17 protein-coding genes are annotated in these 19,791 nt (G+C 75.0%); 9 read left to right on the top strand and 8 right to left on the bottom strand.

Annotation, left to right across the window (positions count from 1 at the left end):
* Positions 1-10 precede the first annotated feature (10 nt).
* The gene (locus B8281_RS02800) at positions 11-1,108 is read right to left on the bottom strand and encodes a sigma-70 family RNA polymerase sigma factor (RefSeq protein ID WP_085386842.1); all 1,098 of its coding nucleotides are present in this window, start codon (positions 1,106-1,108) and stop codon (positions 11-13) included.
* Positions 1,109-1,250: 142 nt separating this feature from the next.
* Positions 1,251-3,425: a SpoIIE family protein phosphatase gene (locus B8281_RS02795; RefSeq protein WP_085386841.1), complete on the bottom strand. Its 2,175-nt coding sequence runs from the start codon at positions 3,423-3,425 to the stop codon at positions 1,251-1,253.
* 165 nt (positions 3,426-3,590) lie between these two features.
* Here B8281_RS02795 and B8281_RS02790 point away from each other — a divergent pair, with 165 nt between their 5' ends.
* Positions 3,591-4,274: a SigE family RNA polymerase sigma factor gene (locus B8281_RS02790; RefSeq protein ID WP_232322648.1), complete on the top strand. Its 684-nt coding sequence runs from the start codon at positions 3,591-3,593 to the stop codon at positions 4,272-4,274.
* The gene (locus tag B8281_RS02785; RefSeq protein WP_034655959.1) at positions 4,271-5,467 is read left to right on the top strand and encodes a hypothetical protein; all 1,197 of its coding nucleotides are present in this window, start codon (positions 4,271-4,273) and stop codon (positions 5,465-5,467) included. Before B8281_RS02790 ends, B8281_RS02785 begins: the two co-directional genes overlap by 4 nt.
* Positions 5,468-5,524: 57 nt before the next feature.
* Here B8281_RS02785 and B8281_RS02780 read toward each other — a convergent pair whose 3' ends face one another.
* The 4 genes from B8281_RS02780 to B8281_RS19070 form a co-directional block, all read right to left on the bottom strand.
* Positions 5,525-6,316, bottom strand: a complete 792-nt coding sequence (locus B8281_RS02780; protein WP_043656292.1) for a 2,3-bisphosphoglycerate-dependent phosphoglycerate mutase — start codon at positions 6,314-6,316, stop codon at positions 5,525-5,527.
* A 3-nt stretch (positions 6,317-6,319) separates the two neighbouring features.
* Positions 6,320-6,466, bottom strand: coding sequence for a LuxR C-terminal-related transcriptional regulator (locus B8281_RS19075; protein WP_304441671.1), 147 nt, complete (start codon positions 6,464-6,466; stop codon positions 6,320-6,322).
* Positions 6,463-9,264, bottom strand: a complete 2,802-nt coding sequence (locus B8281_RS19660) for an AAA family ATPase (RefSeq protein WP_232322647.1) — start codon at positions 9,262-9,264, stop codon at positions 6,463-6,465. Before B8281_RS19660 ends, B8281_RS19075 begins: the two co-directional genes overlap by 4 nt.
* Before the next feature lie 131 nt (positions 9,265-9,395).
* Positions 9,396-9,539 carry a hypothetical protein gene (locus B8281_RS19070; protein ID WP_157446530.1) on the bottom strand — a complete coding sequence of 48 codons (144 nt, stop codon included), beginning with the start codon at positions 9,537-9,539 and terminating at the stop codon, positions 9,396-9,398.
* 282 nt (positions 9,540-9,821) lie between these two features.
* Between B8281_RS19070 and B8281_RS02770 the strand changes: the two genes are divergently transcribed.
* The 3 genes from B8281_RS02770 to B8281_RS02760 all read left to right on the top strand — a co-directional run bounded on the left by B8281_RS02770 (position 9,822) and on the right by B8281_RS02760 (position 12,017).
* Positions 9,822-10,769, top strand: coding sequence for a DUF1214 domain-containing protein (locus B8281_RS02770; RefSeq protein WP_034656204.1), 948 nt, complete (start codon positions 9,822-9,824; stop codon positions 10,767-10,769).
* 148 nt (positions 10,770-10,917) lie between these two features.
* Positions 10,918-11,610 (top strand): hypothetical protein, encoded by a 693-nt coding sequence (locus B8281_RS02765; RefSeq protein ID WP_021480893.1) that lies wholly within the window; start codon positions 10,918-10,920, stop codon positions 11,608-11,610.
* Between the two features lie 74 nt (positions 11,611-11,684).
* Entirely contained in the window at positions 11,685-12,017 is a 333-nt protein-coding gene (locus B8281_RS02760; protein ID WP_085388573.1) for a UBP-type zinc finger domain-containing protein, read from the top strand.
* Positions 12,018-12,065: 48 nt separating this feature from the next.
* Here the strand turns inward: B8281_RS02760 and B8281_RS02755 are convergent, their stop codons facing one another.
* The gene (locus tag B8281_RS02755; RefSeq protein ID WP_085386840.1) at positions 12,066-12,389 is read right to left on the bottom strand and encodes an STAS domain-containing protein; all 324 of its coding nucleotides are present in this window, start codon (positions 12,387-12,389) and stop codon (positions 12,066-12,068) included.
* 433 nt (positions 12,390-12,822) lie between these two features.
* Between B8281_RS02755 and B8281_RS02750 the strand changes: the two genes are divergently transcribed.
* Complete coding sequence (locus B8281_RS02750) at positions 12,823-16,338, top strand: LamG-like jellyroll fold domain-containing protein (RefSeq protein ID WP_198163129.1); 3,516 nt, start codon at positions 12,823-12,825, stop codon at positions 16,336-16,338.
* A gap of 90 nt (positions 16,339-16,428) precedes the next feature.
* Here B8281_RS02750 and B8281_RS02745 read toward each other — a convergent pair whose 3' ends face one another.
* Positions 16,429-18,183, bottom strand: coding sequence for a SpoIIE family protein phosphatase (locus B8281_RS02745; protein ID WP_198163128.1), 1,755 nt, complete (start codon positions 18,181-18,183; stop codon positions 16,429-16,431).
* Between the two features lie 202 nt (positions 18,184-18,385).
* On the opposite strand from B8281_RS02745, the gene speD reads away from it, so the two are divergent.
* From speD to B8281_RS02735, 3 genes are all read left to right on the top strand, one after another.
* Positions 18,386-18,727, top strand: coding sequence for an adenosylmethionine decarboxylase (speD, locus tag B8281_RS19065; RefSeq protein WP_198163127.1), 342 nt, complete (start codon positions 18,386-18,388; stop codon positions 18,725-18,727).
* Positions 18,724-19,479 (top strand): DUF4178 domain-containing protein, encoded by a 756-nt coding sequence (locus B8281_RS02740; RefSeq protein WP_085386837.1) that lies wholly within the window; start codon positions 18,724-18,726, stop codon positions 19,477-19,479. The genes speD and B8281_RS02740 overlap by 4 nt, the downstream gene beginning before the upstream one ends.
* A 79-nt stretch (positions 19,480-19,558) precedes the next feature.
* On the top strand, positions 19,559-19,789 hold the full coding sequence (locus tag B8281_RS02735; protein WP_034656213.1) for a DUF350 domain-containing protein: 231 nt from the start codon (positions 19,559-19,561) through the stop codon (positions 19,787-19,789).
* Positions 19,790-19,791: the final 2 nt, after the last annotated feature.

The following is a 19,791-nucleotide window of genomic DNA, read 5'->3' as shown; positions in this document are numbered from 1 at the left end:
CCGCGGCGCGTCAGTCGTCGAGGCGCTCCGGGAGCCCGAACAGCGGAAACCACGAGGCCGTGTCGAGGAACGCGTTGATGGCCGTGACGCGGCCACCCTCCGTCTCGACGACCTGGAGCGCCCACGGCTCGTGACCGCCGCCGGGCGCGCGGCGGTACTGGCCGAACCCGAACGTGCCGTTCACCGCGACCGGGACCATGCGCGAGCCCTCGCACTCGTGACCCGGGCCCGTCATCCACGTGACGATGTCCGCCGTGCCGCGCATCCACAGCGGGTACGGCGGCATCGACAGCGTCGCGTCCTCGTGCAGGAGCGCGACCAGCGCGTCCATGTCGTAGCGCTCGAACGCGTCGAGGTAGCGCTCGAGCAGGAGCTTCTCCTCGTCGCCGAGGTCCGCGTTCGCCGCGACCGGCGCGGCGGACCCGGTCTCGTCGCCCAGCCCCGAGCTGTCCCAGTGCGCGCGCGCCGCCAGCGTGGCGCGGGCGCGCTGCAGCGCGCTGTTCACCGACGCCACCGTCGTGTCGAGGAGCTCCGCGACCTCGCTCGCCTGCCAGCGCAGCACCTCGCGCAGCAGCAGCACCGCGCGCTGGCGCGGCGGCAGGAACTGGAGGGCGGCGACGAAGGCGAGGCGGATGGTCTCGCGCCCCACCGCGACCTGCGCCGGGTCGCCGTCGTGCGGGAGCACCCGGTCGTCGGGCACGGGCTCGACCCACGTCTCCTCCGGCAGCACCTGGCCCAGGTTCTCCAGCTCCGGGGCCTGCGGTCCGCCCAGGCCCATCGGGCGCTCGCGCCGCTTGCGCGCGCCGAGCGCGTCGAAGCACACGTTCGTCGCGATGCGGTAGAGCCACGAGCGCAGGGCCGAGCGGCCCTCGAAGCGGTCGTAGGACCGCCACGCGCGCAGGAACGTCTCCTGCACGGCGTCGTCGGCCTCGAACGACGACCCGAGCATGCGGTAGCAGTAGCCCGTGAGCTCGCGCCGGTGGCCGTCGAGGACGGCGTCCAGGTGCTCGCGGTCGGGCAGCGGGGCGGGGGCGGGCGTAGGGGCGGTGCCAGTGGCGGTCGCGGTGGCGTCGCCGCGCAGGGTCGCAGGGGTGGCGAGGTCGGTCATGGTGCTGCCTCTCAGGACTCGGTCGTCTCGACGTGCACGAGGGGTCACGGGATCGCGCGCGGTGCCCGGGGGGAGTGGCCCACCTCACACACGCTACCGCCGCCCTCCGACACCGCACAGGGGCACCGGACGACCGTCCGGCTCAGTCGTCGAGGTCGAGCTCGAACCACACGGTCTTGGCCGCGTGGCCGTCGGCCGCGCCGCCGTCGGCCGCGTCGTCGTGGAGGTCGACGCCCCAGCGCGACGCGCACCGCTCGAGGAACTGCACGCCCCGGCCGCCCGTCTCCTCCGGCCGCGGCGAGCGCAGCCTCGGCAGCGCGGTCGACCCGTCCTCGACGCCGACCCGCACCACCCGGTGCCCGACCTCGAGCACGGCCCGGACCGGAGCCGTCCCGTGCTGCACCGCGTTCGTGAGGATCTCGCTCGTCAGGAGCATCGCGACGCGGCGCACCGCGGGCGACACGTCGCAGCTCTCGAGCACGTCGTCGACCCACCGCCGCGCGGGGCCGATCGCCGCCGACGTGTGCTCGACCGGCCGCGTCAGCACGGACGGGCGCCCGGGCGCCGGTGCCCGCGAGACCGTGTGCCGCACGCGCAGGGCGAGGACCGCGACGTCGTCCCGCTGGTCGGCGACCAGGCGGCGGACGAGCGCGTCCGGGAGGGCCGACGTCGCGGTGCCCTCGTGCTCGCCGAGGACGGCCCGCAGGCCGGCGAGGCGCTCGGCGAAGGACGTGCCGCGGCGCTCGACGAGGCCGTCGGTGTAGAGGAGCAGCGTGTCGCCCGGCGCGAGGCGCGTGCGGTGGTCGTGCCGCGACGTGCTCGGCAGCACCCCCAGCATGAGGTCGGGCGCGGACTCGAGCGGGTCGACCGTCCCGTCGGCGCGCAGCACGAGCGGTGGGGGGTGCCCGGCGTTCGACCACGTGAGGTCGAACCCCTGCGGGGTGCGGTCGAGCCGCACGACGACGGCCGTCGCGCTGGAGTGCAGCGCGAGCCCGCGGTTCGCCCGGTCGAGCAGCCGCAGCAGCACGGCGGGCGGCTCGTCCTGGCACCAGGCGAACGTCCGCAGCATCGACCGGAGCTGTCCCATCTGCGCTGCGGCACGCATGTCGTGCCCGGTGACGTCGCCGATCATGAGCACGCACGCGTCGTCGTCGAGCACCACCGCGTCGTACCAGTCGCCGCCGACCTGGTCCGTGCGGGTCGCGGACGCGTACGTCGCCGCGAGCTCCGCACCCCGCACCGGCGGCAGCTCGGTGAGCATCGCGGCCTGGAGGGTCGCCGCGACGCGGTGGCGCTCCTCGAGCAGCCGGACGCGCTCGACCGCGTGCGCGACGTACGAGGCGATCGTCGTCTCCGTCTTTACGGCGTCGTCGTCGAACTCGCGGACCGTGTCCCACGCGAGCGCCACGACGCCCAGGAGGCGGTCGTCCGCGAGGACGGGCACGAACGAGCGCGCCTCGACCGTGTCGGGCGCGATGAGCGACGCGGCCTCGGGGAACCGCTCGCCGTACTGCACGTGGTCACGGAAGAACAAGGGCTCGCGCGTCCGTGCCGCGGTCGACGCGGCGCGGTCCGCGTCCACGCGCATGCGGCGGAACGACGCCGGGACCCCCGGCTCCAGGTGGTCCAGCGTCGTGAACTCGAGGCGGGTTCCGCCGCCGTCGAGCAGCGCGAGCCCGGCGTAGCGCGCGCCGATGGCCGCCCCGACAGCGGCCAGCCGCTCGGCGACGTCGCGGACGGACGTCGCGGCGGCGAACGACTCGGACAGCTCCAGGAGCAGGCGCGACCGCTTGTTCGCCGCGAGCGCGACACGCTGCATGCGCCTCGCGCGGGCCCGCGCCAGGCGCAGCCGGAGCTCGGACGTGCACGCGGACGCCAGGTCCGCGAGCGTCGCCAGCTCGTCGTCCGACCAGGTGCGGGGGCGCGGGTCGAACGCGCACAGCGACCCGACCGCACGGCCCTGCGGGTCGAAGATCGGGAAGCCCGCGTAGGCGACCACGCCGATGTCGTCGACGGCCCGCAGCGTGGCCAGGTGCGGGACGGTGCGCGCGTCCTCGACCACGAGCGGGCGCGCCTCGTTCGCCACGAACTGGCAGAACGTGTGGCTACGCGGGGTCCGGCGCGCCGACTGGTACGGCTCGGGCAGACCGTGCGCGCCGGGCAGCACCGCCTCGTCGTCGAGGACCAGCGTGACGAGCGCCGACGACACCCCGAGCTGCCGGTGCACGAGCCGCGCGAAGCGGTCGAACGACTCGTCCGACGCCGGCTCGGCGAGCCCCGCCTGGACGAGCTCGTGGATCGCCTGGGCGTCGGTCATGGTCCAGTATCACCGGGACGAGCCTGGTCAAACAGCGCAACCCGCCCCACCCGGCGCGGCGTCGGGGGTGAAATCGGACAGAAGGGAACGTCGCGTGCGGGTGCTGCGTGTTCCGCTCGTGAGACGACGACACGACGGCGGCCGCTCCCCGAGCGGGCCGGCACGGTGAGCGCGCGGGACCGCCCGAGGCGGTACGAGCTCGTGCTCGAGCAGGGGGACGGGGTGCGGGAGGACGAGGAGCGCGGGCCTGACGACGGGTGGCCGCCCGAGGTGCTGCTCGAGGTCGACGTGGTCGCCCGCCGCACGCGCGACGAGGAGTTCACCGCGTTCATGCGTGAGGCCCGCGACCCGCTGCACCGCATGGCGTACCTCCTGTGCGGGGACCGGCACCGCGCGGAGGAGCTCACGCAGCACGCCCTGGAGCGCACCTACCGCGCGTGGTCGCGCGCGGCGCAGCGCGACCCGCTCGCCTACGCGCGCCGCGTCCTGGCGAACCTGCGGATCGACACGTGGCGCCGCACCCGGCGCGAGGTGCTCGCCGGGCCGGACGAGCTCTCGTCCGCCGAGCGAGCGGCCCGTCCGGTGGCGCGCGACGGCGGAGCGGGCACGGCCGCGGTCGACGACCGGGACGCCGTCGTGCGCGCGCTGCTCGCGCTCCCGGTCCGGCAGCGGCGGGTCGTCGTGCTGCGCCACCTGCTCGACCTCAGCGAGAACGAGGTCGCGGCCGAGCTCGGCATGCCCGTCGGCACCGTGAAGTCGACGGCGTCGCGCGGCCTCGCCCGGCTCCGCACCCTCCTCGGCGCCCTCGACGAGAGCGCCCCGACGACCAGCGGAAGGACCGCCCGATGAGCCGCGAGACCGGTTCGACCCCCGCCCCGCCCGACGACGACTTCCTCGCGCGGCTGCGACGCACGGCCGACGACGCCGTCCCGCCCTCCACGCTCGACCTCGACGTGGTCCTGCGGTCGAGCCGGCGCGGTGCGCAGCGGCGTCGGTCCCTCGCGGGGGTCGCGGGCGTCGTCGCGCTGGGGCTCGTCGGGACGGGCGTCGTCACGGCGGGCGGCCCCGGCGGCGTGCGCGAGCTCGCGCGCGAAGTCGTCACCGGCTCCCCGGGCTACGAGGTGCTCGTCGCCGAGCCGACCACGGTCGACGTCGCGCCCGGCGTCGTCGCCGTCGCCGAGCCCGCGACGTACCTGCGCGACGACGGCACGTACGTCCTCGACCTCGGCCTCGGCGCGTGGCGCGACGGCGAGCGGTTCCTCGTCGAGTACGACCCGGTACCGGCGGCCAGCGAGAACCCGCGCGGCCGCCTGCGTGTTCTCGCGGGCGACGACGACGACCTCGCCGCCCTGCGCCGGGGCGACGACGCAGGGACCCTCGTGCACGACGGCTTCGAGCACCTGGTGCTGCTCCAGCGCGCCGGCGGGGAGGACGGGCTCGTGCTGAGCGTGCAGTCGTCCAGCACCTCGGCCGGGTCGGACCCGTCGTGGGAGCGCGACCGCCATCAGACGTGGGTAGCCGTGGCCGGGGAGGCACCGGGCGGCACCGGCCCGACGTTCCGGCTCCCCGACGCCTGGGCGGGCGGGCTGTTCCTCAACGCCGCGCTCCTCGGGCCGGAGGCGGGACGGGTGACGGACGTCCGCGGCGTCCTGTCCTCCACGACGTACTCGGACGGCAACAACTACACGCTGGTGACCTGCGGCGAGCCGCTGAGCGACCCGGACCGGGACCCGGGCTGCCGGTCCTCGTACGACCCGCGGACACGGGAGGTCGCGCCTGTCGAGACGCCGCCCTCCGTCCTCGACCGGTCGGTCCTCGACCGCCTCCTCCCGCTCGTGCCCGGGCCTCGGGACGAGCCAGAGACCGCGCTCCGCGCCTGTCTCGCCGCGCGGGAGGCCGAGCCGGACGTGCTGCCGAGCCACTGGGACATCGACCCGGGTGGCGTGGACGGGGACGCCTGGCGACAGTGCCACCTCGACGTGTCTCTGGTCTCGTCGGCGCGCTCCGCGGAGCAGGCCGCCGAGCGCGCGGCGGGACCGTGATCGGCGCGCGGGCGCGGGCACGCTCCCGGCCGGTGCGCCGCGGTGGACGTGGACCCGTCAGGTGCCTCCGCGGGCCCGGAGGTCCGTGACCGCGTGCTCGGCGCCCTGCGCGTCGAGGTAGGTGCCGCCGCGGACCTCGGGGACGAGCGCGGCGTCGGGCCCGGTCGTGAAGCGGTGGACGAGCGGGTGCCCGGTGGGCACGTCGAGGTCCTGGACCTCCTCGGGCGTGAGGTCGTCGACGAGCACGGACAGAGCGCGCAGCGAGTTGCCGTGCCCGACGACGAGCACCGTCTCGCCGTGCAGGAGCCGCGCGCGGGTGGCGGCCCAGAAGGGGCGCAGGCGCTCGACGACGTCCGCGAGGGACTCGGCGTCCGGCCGCAGGGTGGCGCGCGCGGCGTCGGGCAGGCGCAGGAGCGTGTCGTCGACGAGGGCGCGCGCCGGGTCGTCGTCGGCGAGCGGCGGCGGCCGGTGCAGGTACGACCGGCGGTAGCGCCAGTAGGCGGCCTCGCCGTAGTCGCGGCGGACGACGTCGCGCAGCTTGTCGGTGAACGCGCCGTAGTGACGCTCGACGAGCCGCCACTCGACCGCGAGCGGCGGCGGCCCGGGCAGGGCCTCGGCCACGACGGCGGCCGTCGCGGACGCGCGCACGAGCGGCGACGTCACGACGCGCCGCGGGGCGAGCGCGGGCTCGCGCGCGACGGCGTCCGCGAGGAGGCGCGACGCGCGTCGCGCCTCGGCGACCCCGAGGTCGGAGAGCGGCACGTCGAGCAGCCCCGTGAAGCGGTCGCCCGCGTTGAACGTGCTCTGCCCGTGCCGCACGAGCACGAGCGGCCCGGGCGACGGGTCCACGCGTCAGACCTCGAGCAGCCCGCGCTGGTGCGCGAGCGAGACGGCCTCGGCGCGCCCCGACGCCCCGAGCTTGGCGAGGACGTTCGACACGTGCACGCTCACCGTCTTCCCCGAGATGAACAGGCGCTCGCCGATCTGCCGGTTGGTCAGGCCCTGCGCGACGAGCAGCAGGACCTCCTCCTCGCGCTCGGTGAGGACGGCCGTCGTGGACCGGCGGACGCCGGGCAGGTCGAGGCGACCGCGCCGCCCGAGCGCGCGGACCGCCTCGGCGAGCGGCGCCGCGCCCATGGCCTCGGCCTCCTCGAGCGCCTGCGCCGCCTCGATCTCGGCGGCGTTGCGGTCGCCCGCCCCGAGCAGGGCCTGGGCCCACCGGAACCGGGACCGCGCGACCTCGTACCGGTAGCCGTAGTCGAAGAGGCGCGTCGTCTCCTCCCACAGCGCGGGGTCGTCCGTGCCGGTGAGGCGGGAGTGCTCCGCCGCCGCGCGCGCGAGCCACGCACGGCCCTCCGGCCCGAGCCGCCCCCGCGGGGGCGGCCGCGCTCGGCGGTCGTGCGGGCGGCGTCGAGCAGCTCGGCCCCGCGGGCGACGAGCTCGCGGACCGTGGCGGCCCCGGCCGCGCCCTGGAGGCGGGCGGCGTCCGCGGCGTCGGCGAGGGCTGCGAGCGCGAGGGCGGAGATCCAGATGCGGCCCAGGAAGTAGTCGCTCCACGTGCGGCCCAGGTGGTCGACGAGCTCGACGGCGAGCGCCACCGCCTCGTCGCGTCGCCCGGCCCACGTGAGGGCGTCGATCGAGCACCCGCCCGAGATGAGCGCGATCTGCCCGTCCCGGAACCAGTCGCGCCGCAGCGCCGTGCCCCGCGCGATCGCGTCCGCGTCGCCGCGCGCGACGGCGGCGTAGAGCTGGACGCACGAGAGCTGCGGCGCGGAGCCCTCGGGCATGGTCTCGCCCGCGGTGTCCGTGGGGGTGAGGTCGCCGAGCACGTACCGGACGAGGTCGCGGAACAGGCGCAGCTCGACGCCGTACGCGCTCCACCCGAGGCCGGTCGCCCGCGCGCGGTCGAGGCCGTCCTCCGTGACCTGGAGGGCCTCGTCGATGCGGCCCGCGTAGTAGCGGTTCGCGGCGATGTTGTACCAGCAGCGCAGCTCGGTGAGGATGTCGCCCGCCTCGACCGCGCGCTCGCGGGCCTGGGCCAGCAGCACCGCGGCGCGGTCGTCGTCCGCGACCTCGAGGATCGCCATCGTGGTCAGCACGTCGGCCTCCACGTCGGGCGCGTCGAGGCGGTGCGCGACGTCGATCGCCTCCGCCGCGACCTCGGCGGCGAGCTCGTCGAGGTCGGCGTTCATCGCGGCGCGCGCCCGCATGGCCAGCGTCCACGCGCGGTCGAGCGACGGCGGCTCGACGGGCAGGACGGCGAGCGCCGCCTCGGTGTGCGCGAGGGTCTCCTCGACCTCCTCCGTGCCGAGCAGGTACCGGGACAGCACGTGCCGCAGCGACGCCTGCCGCATCGGGTCGTCGGCGGTGCCCTCGACGACGCGTCGTGCGAGCGCGACGGCGCGGTCCGGCTCGCCCGCGCGGCTCGCGGCCCCGGCGGCGGCGAGCGCGACGGTGACGCGGTCTTCGCCGAGGAGGGTCGCGGCGTCGGGCACGGCCTGCCACAGCGCGAGCACCTGCTCGAGGTGCCGGAGCTCCTCCGCGGGCGCGAGCACGCGCGCCGCCTTGCGCGCCGCGGCGCGCGACGCGGTGAGCGCGGCCGGGAGGTCGTGCGCGGCGAGCGCGTGGTGGGCCCGCAGGGCGGGGGAGCCGAGCGCCGGGTCGTCGTCGAGCGCCGCGAGGTACGCGCGGTGCACGCCGACGCGCTCGCCCGGGAGCAGGTCGGACGCGACCGCCTCGGCGAGCAGCGCGTGCCGGAACACGACCGTGTCGCGCGCGCCGTCGCCCTCGACCGCGAGCACGTGGTGCGCGATGGCCTCGCGCAGCGCGGCGTCGAACGGACGCCCGGACGAGCGGTCCGCGGGCTCGCCCGCGTCGGTGTCCCGCGCCAGCGCGGCCCGCAGGAGCGGCTCGCTCACCTGACGTCCCGAGACCGACGCGACGCGCACGAGGTGCTGGACGGCCGGGTCGAGCCCCTCCAGACGGGCGCGCAGCACGTCCGCGAGCGACCACGGCAGCTCGTCGCCCAGGCCCGACTCGACGAGCTCCTCCGCGAAGTAGGCGTTCCCCTCGGAGCGCGTGCGCACGGACTCGAACGCGGCGGGCGGCAGCGGGCTGCCGGCGAGCGCCGTCGTGAACTCCCGCAGCTCGCGCTCGGTGAAGGGCGAGAGCTGCACGTGCTCGACGCGCGGGTGGCGCAGCAGCTCCGCGAGCACCGGGCGCAGGGGGTGGCGGCGGTGCAGGTCGTCCGCGCGGTAGCTCGCGACGACGAGGACGTGCTCCGCGCGCAGGCGTGCGACGACGAAGCGCAGGACGTCGCGGCTCGACGGGTCCGCCCAGTGCAGGTCCTCGACGACGAGCACGAGCGGCGCCTCGGGCGTCCCGGACGCCGCGATCGCGGCGGCGACGCTCTCGAAGAGCTGGAGGCGCTCGCCCTGGCTCTGCTCGTCGTCGGCCGGGGTGCCGGCGTCGAGCAGGCGTGCGAGCGCGGGACGGGCCGCGACCGTCTCGTCGACGGCGGGGTGCTGGGCGCGCAGGGTCGTGAGCGCCTCGGAGAAGGGGAGGTAGGGGAGGCCGACCTCGCCGAGGTCGACGCAGTGGCTCCACACCACCGTCGCGCCCGTCCCGGCGGCGAGCTCCGCCGCGCGCGTCAGGAGGCGTGTCTTGCCCACCCCCGCGTCCGCACCGACGAGCACCACGCCCGGCTCGCCGCGGCGCGCGCGCTCGACCGCCGCGGCGAGCACGTCGAGCTCGGCCGCGCGGGCCACGAAGGGCGCGCGCGTGGAGGGTCGGGGCACGGTCCCCATCCTCGCAGCGGGCACCGACACGTGACCAGCCGATTGGCCGCCCCCGGCCGGTCGGGACTCCTCGCCGGACACGACGACGCCGCCGGCGAGAGGTGCCTCGTCGGCGGCGTCGGGCGGCGCGGTCACCGCGCCGGGTGGTCGTGGCGACGACGACGGCCGCGCCACCAGTGCAGCAGCGCGGGCTCGTTGTGCCGCAGGTCCGCCCGCAGACGCTCCGCGCGGTACTCCAGGTCCGCGTCGAACGTCGGATCGATGTGCGTGCTCATGGTCGTCCCCGTCTCCCAGGCTCCCTGCCTGTCCGACACTCACAGTCGTCCTGAGCACCGGGCCGTCGCATCGGTCGACCGCGCACCGTTCGTCCGGGGGTGCCTTAGGCGCACGAGGATCCGGGTGTCGAGAGGTCTGAGGTGGTCCCCGGCGCCTAAGGCACCGGTCCCGAGGCGGCCGACGCCGGGGGCCCCACGCTGCGCTCGCTCGTCGGGGGGACAGGTGCTTGGGTGGGCGAACCAGCGTGGTCCGCCGGGGCGGACAGACCAGGGAGGACAGCGATGACCGAGCACGTCGACGCCGACAACTTCGTGCGCGCCGAGACCGACAGGATGTTCGCCGCGCTGCAGCGGGACGCGGGCGGGGTCAACCAGTTCTTCCACAACCGGGAGCCTGCGCCCGTGGACCGGCAGACGGTCGTGCGTCTGAACCGGGACACGCTCTACAGCTTCGCCGTCGTGGACCTGTCCGCCGGTGCCGCACTGACTCTGCCCGACGCCGGGGACCGTTACCTGTCAGCGATGGTCGTCGACAACGACCACTTCGTGGCGGACGTCCTGCACGCCCCGGGCGAGCATCGTCTCGACGCGACGGGCGTGGGCACGCGCTACGCCGTCGTGGCGGTCCGCACGCTCGTGGACCCCGCCGACCCGGCCGACCTCGAGGCCGTCGCCGCGGTGCAGGACGGCGTCGTGCTGCGTGCCGGCTCGGCGGATCCGTTCGTGTCTCCCGACTACGACGCGGTGAGCATGGACGCGACCCGGGACGCGCTGCTCGCGCTCGCCGCGGGCCTGCGCAGGTTCGACGGCATGTTCGGCACCCGGGAGCAGGTCGACCCGGTGCGGCACCTGGTGGGGACCGCGGCGGGCTGGGGCGGGCTGCCCACGACGGAGGCGTCGTACGTCGGTGTCGACCCGGGCGTGCCGCCCGGCCGGTACGCGCTCACGCTGCGCGACGTCCCGGTCGACGCGTTCTGGTCGGTCTCGGTCTACGACGAGAAGGGCTTCTTCGAGCCGAACCCCGAGGGCGTCTACAGCGTCAACAGCGTCACGGCCGTGCCCGACCCGGACGGCGGGGTCACCGTGCGTTTCGCCCCGCGCACCGAGGTGGGAGACGCGCCGAACACGATCCCGGTCCCGGAGCGGTGGAACTTCCTCGTCCGCCTCTACCGCCCTCGCGCGGAAGTCCTCGACGGCACGTGGCGTGTCCCGGAGCTGCACGCGCTCTGACTGCCCTGACGGAGGTCCGGCAGGCGCACGCGGGAGGAGGACGGCCGGACCGAGCGACGAACGTGACCCGCGTCACTCCTCCCGTTGCCAACAGGAGGACCCCGGCGCAGACTGGACGCAGGACCGGACCCGCTGTGGGGGTGACCTCGTGACCGACACCTACGACATGCTGCCGATGCTGGGCCGTGGCAAGCACCGCAACCCGAAGAAGGGTGCGTGCTTCATGGAGCTCGCGTCGTATCTCGCGGGAGAGCGCTGGAGCGACCATCCACGGTGCACGCACCCGCTGCTCGCGATGCTCGCGCGCGCCGTGAACGACCTCACGGTCGACCCGGAGCGCCCGAGGCTCGCGCCGCTCATCCCGTCCGTCATCGGGTTGACGAGCGACGACCCGCACTGGGACGTGCGCATCGCGCTGCGCGCCGCCGTGACGGCGCTGCCGATCGCCCCGGCGGACCGGCAGCAGACCCTCGCGGTGGCGATCATCGGCGCCGAGAAGATGCTCGACGTCCTCGACGACCGCCCCGCGGGCACGCTGAGCGCCGAGTCGGCCGACGCGCTCGCGAGCTGCCCGCGCACCGCTCGGTGGGCGCAGCGGTTCTGCGAGGGCGCGCGCCTGCGGCCCACGCGGTTCGTGCGCGACGCCGCACCGAGCATCATCTCGGCGGCCGTGCAGGGCATCGCCGAGGCGTGCGTGAGCGACCCGGACGAGCGCCTGCGCGCGCTGCTCTCCGCGACGATCGACGACTGCCGCGCCTGGGCTGCGGCAGAGCCCGCACCCGCTCTCGACCCCGAGGCGTGGGCGCCGGTCGTCCGGGCCGCCGGGGCGGGGGCCCGGTGACGACGGACCGCGCCCCGAACGTCAACGGCGAGGGTCTCGACGACCCTGCGCTCGCGGCCGCGCTCGCGACGGCCGTGCGCGTCGAGGTGCCGCCGAGCGGCACCGGGTGCGCCGAGTGCGACGAGGCCGGCGGCTGGTGGGTGCACCTGCGCCGGTGCGCGACGTGCGGGCACGTGGGGTGCTGCGACACGTCGCCCGCGCAGCACGCGACGGCGCACTACGACCAGACCGGCCACCGGGTCATGCGCTCGTTCGAGCCGGGCGAGGAGTGGTACTGGGACTTCGAGACCGAGCAGGTGCTCGAGGGTCCGCACCTCGCCGCGCCGCTGTCCCGCCCGCCCGAGCAGGGGTCGCCGGGCCCCGCCGACCGCGTGCCGCCCGACTGGACGTCGCTCATCCACCGCTGACGGGGCGCTGCCGGCGCAGCCCGGACAGGCCCGCGGAGCGGCCGGTGCTCAGGGCGCGGTGCTCCACAGGAACAGGTCGGTCGCTCCGGCGAGCGCGAGAGCGTCTCGGACGTAGTCGCTGCAGCCCAGGATCGTCGGCGGGGCGGGCGCGCCGGCGGCGATCAGGAGGAGGCCGATGCCGGCGGAGTCCAGGAACGTGACTCGCGAGGCGTCGATGTGCAGTGGTCCACCGGTCGTGCCCACGCGGTGCTTGGCGGCCTGGACGACCGCGTAGTCGACCTCGCCCCAGAGCTCCCAGGTGTCGGCCGTGGCGTGCAGACCCCCGTGCAGCGGGTCGGTGGGATGTGCGGCCGGGGTGCTCTCGTGAGCCATGCGGGTGCCTGTTTCTGTGGAGGCCGGCCGACGCGGGAACTCTGTCGGCTCCCAACCTCCCACACATGCGGCGTCAGCGGGCTGCCGACCCTCACGCCCGAGGCGGTCGCGCACCACCTCGACCCCTCGCGCACGCGCCGACGGGGCGGCGCGGCGTCTGCCCCAGCGACCCCGATCAGGTGTTCCGTGGTGTGACCTGTTGTCTTTTTCTGGTGGAAGTTGTTTGATTCTGGGGAGACGTTGTGCGGTGCGCCAAGGACGGCGACCGCCGGAGCATCGGTGCCCGGTTCGCCGCCGCGTCGTGCAGTCCCTGGATTCACTCGACGAGGAGGAAGCACGGATGCAGTCCATGACAGCGGTAGCACCCCCACGGGGCAGACCGGCGAGGATCCTGGCGGCGGCACTGGCCGCCGCGCTCACGGTGCCCCTGGCCGTGGCGACGGCGGCGGGGGCGACCGCGACGCCGTCGGCCCCGACCGACGAGGCCACGCAGGACGTCGCAGCCCAGGACCTCGCCCTCGACAACGGGCTCAAGGGCGAGTACTTCCTGTCCGGCGGGCCCGGCTGGCCGCTCACCGACCTCAGGGCCACGATCCCCGACCAGCGGATCGAGTTCCCCAACCTGGTGCCGACGTTCGCCGAGCTGACCGGTCGCGGCGAGCGCACGTCCGCGCGCTGGACGGGGCAGATCACGCCCGACTACAGCGAGGCGTACACGTTCTCCGCGATCGGCGACAACGGCTTCCGGCTGTGGATCGACGACCAGCTCGTCATCGACCACTGGGTCGACGACTGGGACGTCGAGCAGACGTCCGCCCCGGTCCAGCTCCAGGCGGGTCAGGAGTACGCATTCCGCATGGAGATGTTCCAGAACACGGGTGGCGCGCACCTCCGGTTGCGGTGGCAGAGCCCTTCGCAGGACCGTGAGATCGTGCCGACCGACGCCTTCACGTACCCCGACGACTTCGTCGTCTTCCCCGCGCAGGCCACGCTCGAGAGCGACGGCACGAGCCTCAACGTGGCGTTCCAGGGGGCCGCGGGCGGTGTCGACGAGAGCCTCGTCGACCACCTCAAGGTCCAGGTCGACCAGCTCGCCTGGCCCGTCGCGCAGGTCGCGGCGCAGGGCGACGTCCTCGGCATCACGCTCGCCGAGCCCGTCGACCGCGCGTCGACCGCGCGTCTCGTCTACGACGGCGAGGGCGACCTGACGGTCGGCGGCGAGAAGGTCGGGTCGCTCAACCTGCCGGTGACCAACGGCTCCGAGTTCCGGATCCAGACCCCGTGGGCCGACGACTTCGACCCCACCAACCCCCTGCCGGAGTACCCGCGCCCGCAGCTCACGCGCGACGCGTGGCAGAACCTCAACGGCGTCTGGCAGTTCGAGGCGGCGGAGTCCGACGACGCCGTGCCGAGCGGCCGCGACCTCGACGAGGAGATCGTCGTCCCGTACGCGGTCGAGTCCGCGCTGTCGGGCATCGAGCGGCGCGAGGACGACATGTTCTACCGCCGGACGTTCGAGGTCCCGCAGGACTGGGCTGTCGGGAGCGACAACCGGCTGCGCCTGAACTTCGGCGCGGTCGACTACGTCGCGACGGCGTACGTGAACGGCCAGGAGGTCGGCACGCACCGCGGCGGCTACGACGCGTTCTCGTTCGACGTCACCGACGCGCTCGTCGCGGGCACGGAGCAGGAGCTCGTCGTGCGCGTCGTCGACACCACGGACGGCAGCAACCAGGCCGTCGGCAAGCAGACGCTCAACCCGGGCGGCATCTTCTACACCCCGACGTCGGGCATCTGGCAGACGGTGTGGATGGAGCCCGTCCCGGCCGCGGCGATCGACGCCGTCGTCACGACGCCCGACGTCGAGGCCGGCGTCCTCGCGGTGACCGCGCAGTCGGCCTCCGCGTCCGACGCGGCCGAGGTGACCGCCGTCGTGCGGGACGCCGAGGGTGCCGAGGTCGGCACCGTCACCGGCGCCGCGAACGAGCTGCTCGCGGTCGAGATCCCGGACGCGCACCTGTGGTCGCCCGAGGACCCGTACCTCTACGACGTCGACGTCACCCTCACCGACGGCGGCTCCACCGACACGGTGGCCTCCTACGCGGGCATGCGCTCGATCGAGGTCGCCGAGGTGGACGGCGTCCAGCGCATCCTGCTCAACGGCGAGAAGACGTTCCTCATGTCGACGCTCGACCAGGGTTACTGGCCGGACGGCATCTACACCCCCGCGTCCGACGAGGCCTACGTGTTCGACCTCCAGGCCCACAAGGACCTCGGGTTCAACACGGTGCGCAAGCACATCAAGGTCGAGCCGGCCCGCTGGTACTACCACGCCGACACGCTGGGCCTCATGGTCTGGCAGGACATCCCGAGCGGGTGGTTCAACAACGGCGACACGGACCCGGCGTCGCGCGTCTTCTGGGAGCAGGAGATGAAGACGATCATCGACCAGCACCGCTCGGTGCCGTCGATCGTCGGCTGGGTGACGTTCAACGAGGGTTGGGGCGAGTGGAACCTCGCCGACACGGCGCGGATCGGGAACACGATCGACGCCTACGACCCGAGCCGGATCCTCAACACGCACTCCGGCTACAACTGCTGCGCGTCCAAGGGTGACTCGAAGACGGGCGACATCATCGACTGGCACCAGTACACCGGCCCGGCCCTGCCGAAGCCGGACGCCACGCGCGCCGCGATCGACGGCGAGCACGGCGGCTTCTCGATGAGCGTCCCGGGCCACATGTGGCCGGGCGTGTCCGCCAACCCGTACGGCGGGGTCGCGAACAGCGAGGCGCTGACCGACGCGTACGTGCAGAACACGGAGAAGCTCGTGCGGCCGGCGCAGTGCTACCTGTCCGGCTCGGTGTACACGGAGATCTCCGACGTCGAGAACGAGCTGAACGGCTTTTACACGTACGACCGGCGCGTCCTCAAGATGGACGCCGCGCGCGTCAAGGACGTCAACGAGCGGGTCGTCGCGGCGGCGGTGCAGGGCTCCGCGCCCGTCGACCCGGGCACCCCGGGGCTGACCGGCACGGGCCGCTGGTCGTTCGACGAGGGCCAGGGCACGACGGCGGCCGACGGCGTCGGCGACCACGCGGCGTCGGGCGCCGGCACGTGGGTCGCCGGTCACGGCGACAGCGGGTCCGCGATCAGGCTCGACGGCACGAACCAGTCGTTCACGACCGAGGGGCCCGTCGTCGACACGACGGGTTCCTACACGGTGTCCGCATGGGTCCAGCTCGACAAGACGCCCGGCGGTGCGTGGTCGACGATCGTCGGCCAGGACTCGGTCACGGGCTCGAGCGCGTTCTACCTCCAGTACGGCGGGGGCGGCCGGTGGGCCTTCTCCTACGACGGCGAGCCGCGCGCGGAGTACGTCGTGCAGCCCGTGCTGGGCGACTGGTACCACGTCGTGGGCGTCCGCGACGCGGCCGACCAGAAGCTCAAGCTCTACGTCAACGGCGAGCTCGTCGGCCAGTCCGACGTGTGCGGCGGCACCACGCCGTCCGGTCCGCTGACGATCGGGCGCGGGCAGTGGAGCGGCAACCCGGTCGACTACTGGCCGGGCACGATCGACGACGTCCGCGTCTTCGACCGCGCGCTGTCCGACGCCGAGGTCGCCCAGGTCTACGCCGGTGACGACGGCGAGGAGCCGACGCTCGACGTGACCGTCACGGCCGAGACCCGCTGCCTCGCGGGCAAGGCCTACGTGGCCGTGCGCGCGACGAACGGCGAGGACGTCCCCGTGGACGTCACGCTCGCCACGCCGTTCGGGACGAAGGCGGTCACCGCCGTGGCCCCGGGGGCGAACGCGTACCAGTCGTTCGCGGTGCGCGCCCCGTCCGCCGAGGCGGGCGAGGCGACCGTCACCGCCACGGCGACGGTCGACGGCGAGCAGGTCAGCACGGAGGTCGTCGCGCCGTACGCCGCGACCACCTGCGGCTGACGGCCGACCGGCGCCGCCGAGCGGCGCCGGTCCGGGGTCGTCCCCCGCCCGTCACGGGCGGGGGACGACCCCTCGCCCGTGGTTGCCGGGTCAGACGACGGCTGCGCGGTGCTCGGTCGACGCGTCGGCGTCGGCGTGGTCGGTGACGGGGACGTCCTGCGGGCCGGTCCGGAGCACGACGAGCGCGACGTCGTCCTCGCCCGGCCCCGGCAGCATCCGCGTGAGCGCCGCCTCGACGACCTCCTCGATGGGCCCGCGGTGCGTGCCCTCCAGCGCGCGGGCGAGGTCGGCCAGGTCGTCGCGCAGGTTGTGGCCGCGACGCTCCACGAGCCCGTCGGTGTACAGCACGAGCGTGTCGCCCGGGTAGACCTCGACCGTGTGCTCGGTGCGCGCGGTGCCCGGCGAGAGCCCCAGCGGCAGGTCGTTGCGCCGCGTCAGCGTGTCGACGCGGCCGTCTGCGCGGACGAGCATGGGCGGCAGGTGCCCCGCGCTCGTCCACCGCACCGTCCGCGTCCCGCGGCGAACCTGCTCCGCGGTCTGCTCGATGCGCGCGACGACCAGCGTCGCGATCGCGCCGCTCCCCAGCGCGAGCCCCTGCACCGCCGCGTCCACGCGCTCGAGGACGCGCGCCGGCGACTCGCCGCTGTCGTAGCCGATCGCGCGCACGAGCCCGCGCAGCTGCCCCATCATCACCGCCGCCGCGAGGTCGTGGCCGACGACGTCGCCCACGACGAGGGTCGTCGCGCCGTCGGGCGTCACGAACCCGTCGTACCAGTCGCCGCCGATGTCGCGGTCGAGCGCGGCGGGCTGGTAGTGCACGGAGACCTGGAGGTGGTCCGGCTCGGGCGGCTCGGTGAGCACCGCCTGCTGGAGCGCGAGCGCGACCTCGCGCATCTGCGCCGTCTGCTCCTCCGAGCGCTCGGCACGCAGCCGCAGCGCGTCCATCGTGGTCCGCAGGCGCACGGCGTCGCGCAGCGCCGCCCCGACCGTCGCGGCCAGACCGGCGAGGTATCGCGCGTAGTCGCGGTCCCAGGGGCGCATCGGGCTCGCCCGGAGCACGAGGATCCCGGCCACGCCGCCGCGCAGGGCGTCGCGCAGCGGCTTGACCACGAGGCCCTGCGAGACGATGCGCTGCCGGGTCCGGAACACCCGCTCGACGAGGCGGGTCTCCGCGGCGCTCGGCCCCGGGCCGACCGACCCGACCTCCCGGGGTCGCCCGCCCCGCACGTCGTAGAAGGCGGCGCGTGCGACGTCGGGGCTCCCGGCCAGCACGTCGAGCACCGGGCGGCCGAACGTCGCCAGGTCGGTGAACGTCGTCGGGAGCGCGCCCTGGAGCTCCCCGAGCATCGCGAGGCGGCGCTGGTTGACGACCGCCAGCGTCGTCTCCGTCGAGATGTCGAGCACGCCCGCGATGCGGCCGTCGTCGTCCCGGAGCGGGCTGTAGGAGAAGGTGAAGAACGTCTCCTCGTCGTAGCCGGAGCGGTTCATCACGAGCGGCAGGTCGCGGTCCGACGACGCGCGCCCGGTGCGCAGGACCTCGTCGAACAGCGGCCCGACCTCGTCCCAGATCTCCGCCCACACCTCCGCCGCCGGGGCGCCGAGCGCGCCGGCGTGCTTGGCCGTGCCGAGCATCTCCTCGTAGCCGTCGTTGTAGATCAGCGTGAGGTCGGGCCCCCACACCAGCATCACGGGGAACTGCGTCGAGAAGCACAGGTGGACGGCGTGCCGCAGCGCCTCGGGCCACTCGCCGGGCGGGCCCAGCGGCGTCCGCTCCCACGCGACCTCGCGCGCCTGCCGACCCACGGCGCACTGCGCCGTGGCGTCGACGAACCACTCGGCATCCATCCGCGCATCGTAGGCGAACGGCCGTCGCCCGCCCCCTGGACGGCGTCCGCCCGTGCGGGCGGACGGCCGGTCTCGCGCGGCGGGTCCGCCCGTCGGCCGACGCCGCAGGTCGGCTAGGGTGTGCGCGGCCCGACGGCGGCCACCGGACCGCGGGCGCTCGCCCGCGCCGGCCGACAGGACCGACATCGACAGGGGTGTGGACGTGCAGCGCAACCTCGTCCACGTGTTCGACGTGACGGGCGCGGACCCGGCGCTGCTCGACGACGAGCCGACCGTCCGCCGCTGCCTCGACGCGATCGTCCGCGAGGCCGGGATGACGCCGCTGGGGGAGGTGTCCCACCGCTTCGAGCCGCAGGGCACGAGCGTCGTGCTGCTGCTCGCGGAGTCGCACCTCGCCGTGCACACCTGGCCTGAGGACGGCACCGCCTACGTGACCCTCACGACGTGCCGCGCCCCGGCGTCGGCCACGTTCACGGACGACGTGCGCGCGCTCCTCGCCGAGGAGCTCGGCGCCACCGAGGTCGCCGTGCGGAGCCTCGCGTGAGCCGGACGCCCCGCCCGCGGCTCGCGATGCGCGTCGGCGAGGACCTCGTGGGCGCCCCGCCGCAGCGCGCGACGCCGCGCGCCGTCGCCGTGCTCTCGACCGTGCACGGCGGCTCCACGTTCACGTGGGAGGAGTGGCAGCTCCTCGCCCACGACGGCTCCGACGTCTGGGTCGAGTACGACCACGACACGCGCGACGTGACGCTCCTGCGACCGACGGAGCCGTGGCCGCCCGTCGTCGACCTCTCGGGCCTGCGGACCGGCCGGACCCTCGGGCTGACTCTCGAGGGGCGGCAGCACACGCTCACGGTGCGCGAGCACGGGACGGGGCGCGTCGAGCACGTCGAGGGGCAGTTCGCCGAGCCGTTCGCCGTCGGGCAGGAGGTCGAGTACGTCGACCTCTCGGCCCACGGGGCGATCGTGTCGATCGAGCGCACGACCGGACCGCTCGGCCCCGTCACGTCCGTCTACCACGGGCGCCGTCTCGACAGCGCCGAGCAGAAGCGCCTGTTCGGCCGCCGCGTCGCGCCGCGCACGGTCCCCGGCGGGCGGTTCGTCGCCTTCGCGGTCGCGGCGGTCGTGCTGCTCGGCCTCGGGTCGTGCGCGGCTCGCGCCGCCTCGGGCAGCGCGTCGTGCACGCCCCGCTCCGTCGTCACGACGTCGCCCACCACCGGCCAGGTCGCCACGACCGACGACGGCACGTGCGTGCGGCGCACCGTCTACGGCGGGGGCGGCGGAGGGCTCGGCAAGTGACCCGACCCGCGCCCGCCCGTCCCGGCCCCGAACCCCTGCACCCGTCCGCCCGTCCCACGACCCGAACCCGGGAGACCCCGTGATCTCAGCCGCCGCCCCGCTGGCGTTCCTCTGGTCCTTCTTCTCGACCGTCCTCTACTCGGTGCTCGGCATCGTGCTGCTGCTCGTCACGCTCGTGGTCGCGAACAAGGTGTTCCGGCTCAACCTGCACCGCGAGCTCGTCGACGAGCACAACGTCGCGTTCGGCGTGATGATCGCGGGCCTCGCGGTGGCGATCGGCCTCATCATCGCGGGGACGATCAGCTCCTGACC

The organism is Cellulosimicrobium sp. TH-20 (assembly GCF_002105775.1).
In the GTDB taxonomy this organism is placed as follows: Bacteria; Actinomycetota; Actinomycetes; order Actinomycetales; family Cellulomonadaceae; genus Cellulosimicrobium; species Cellulosimicrobium funkei.
Note: the sequence above shows the minus strand (reverse complement) of the source record. Positions and strands in the feature narration are given on the sequence as shown.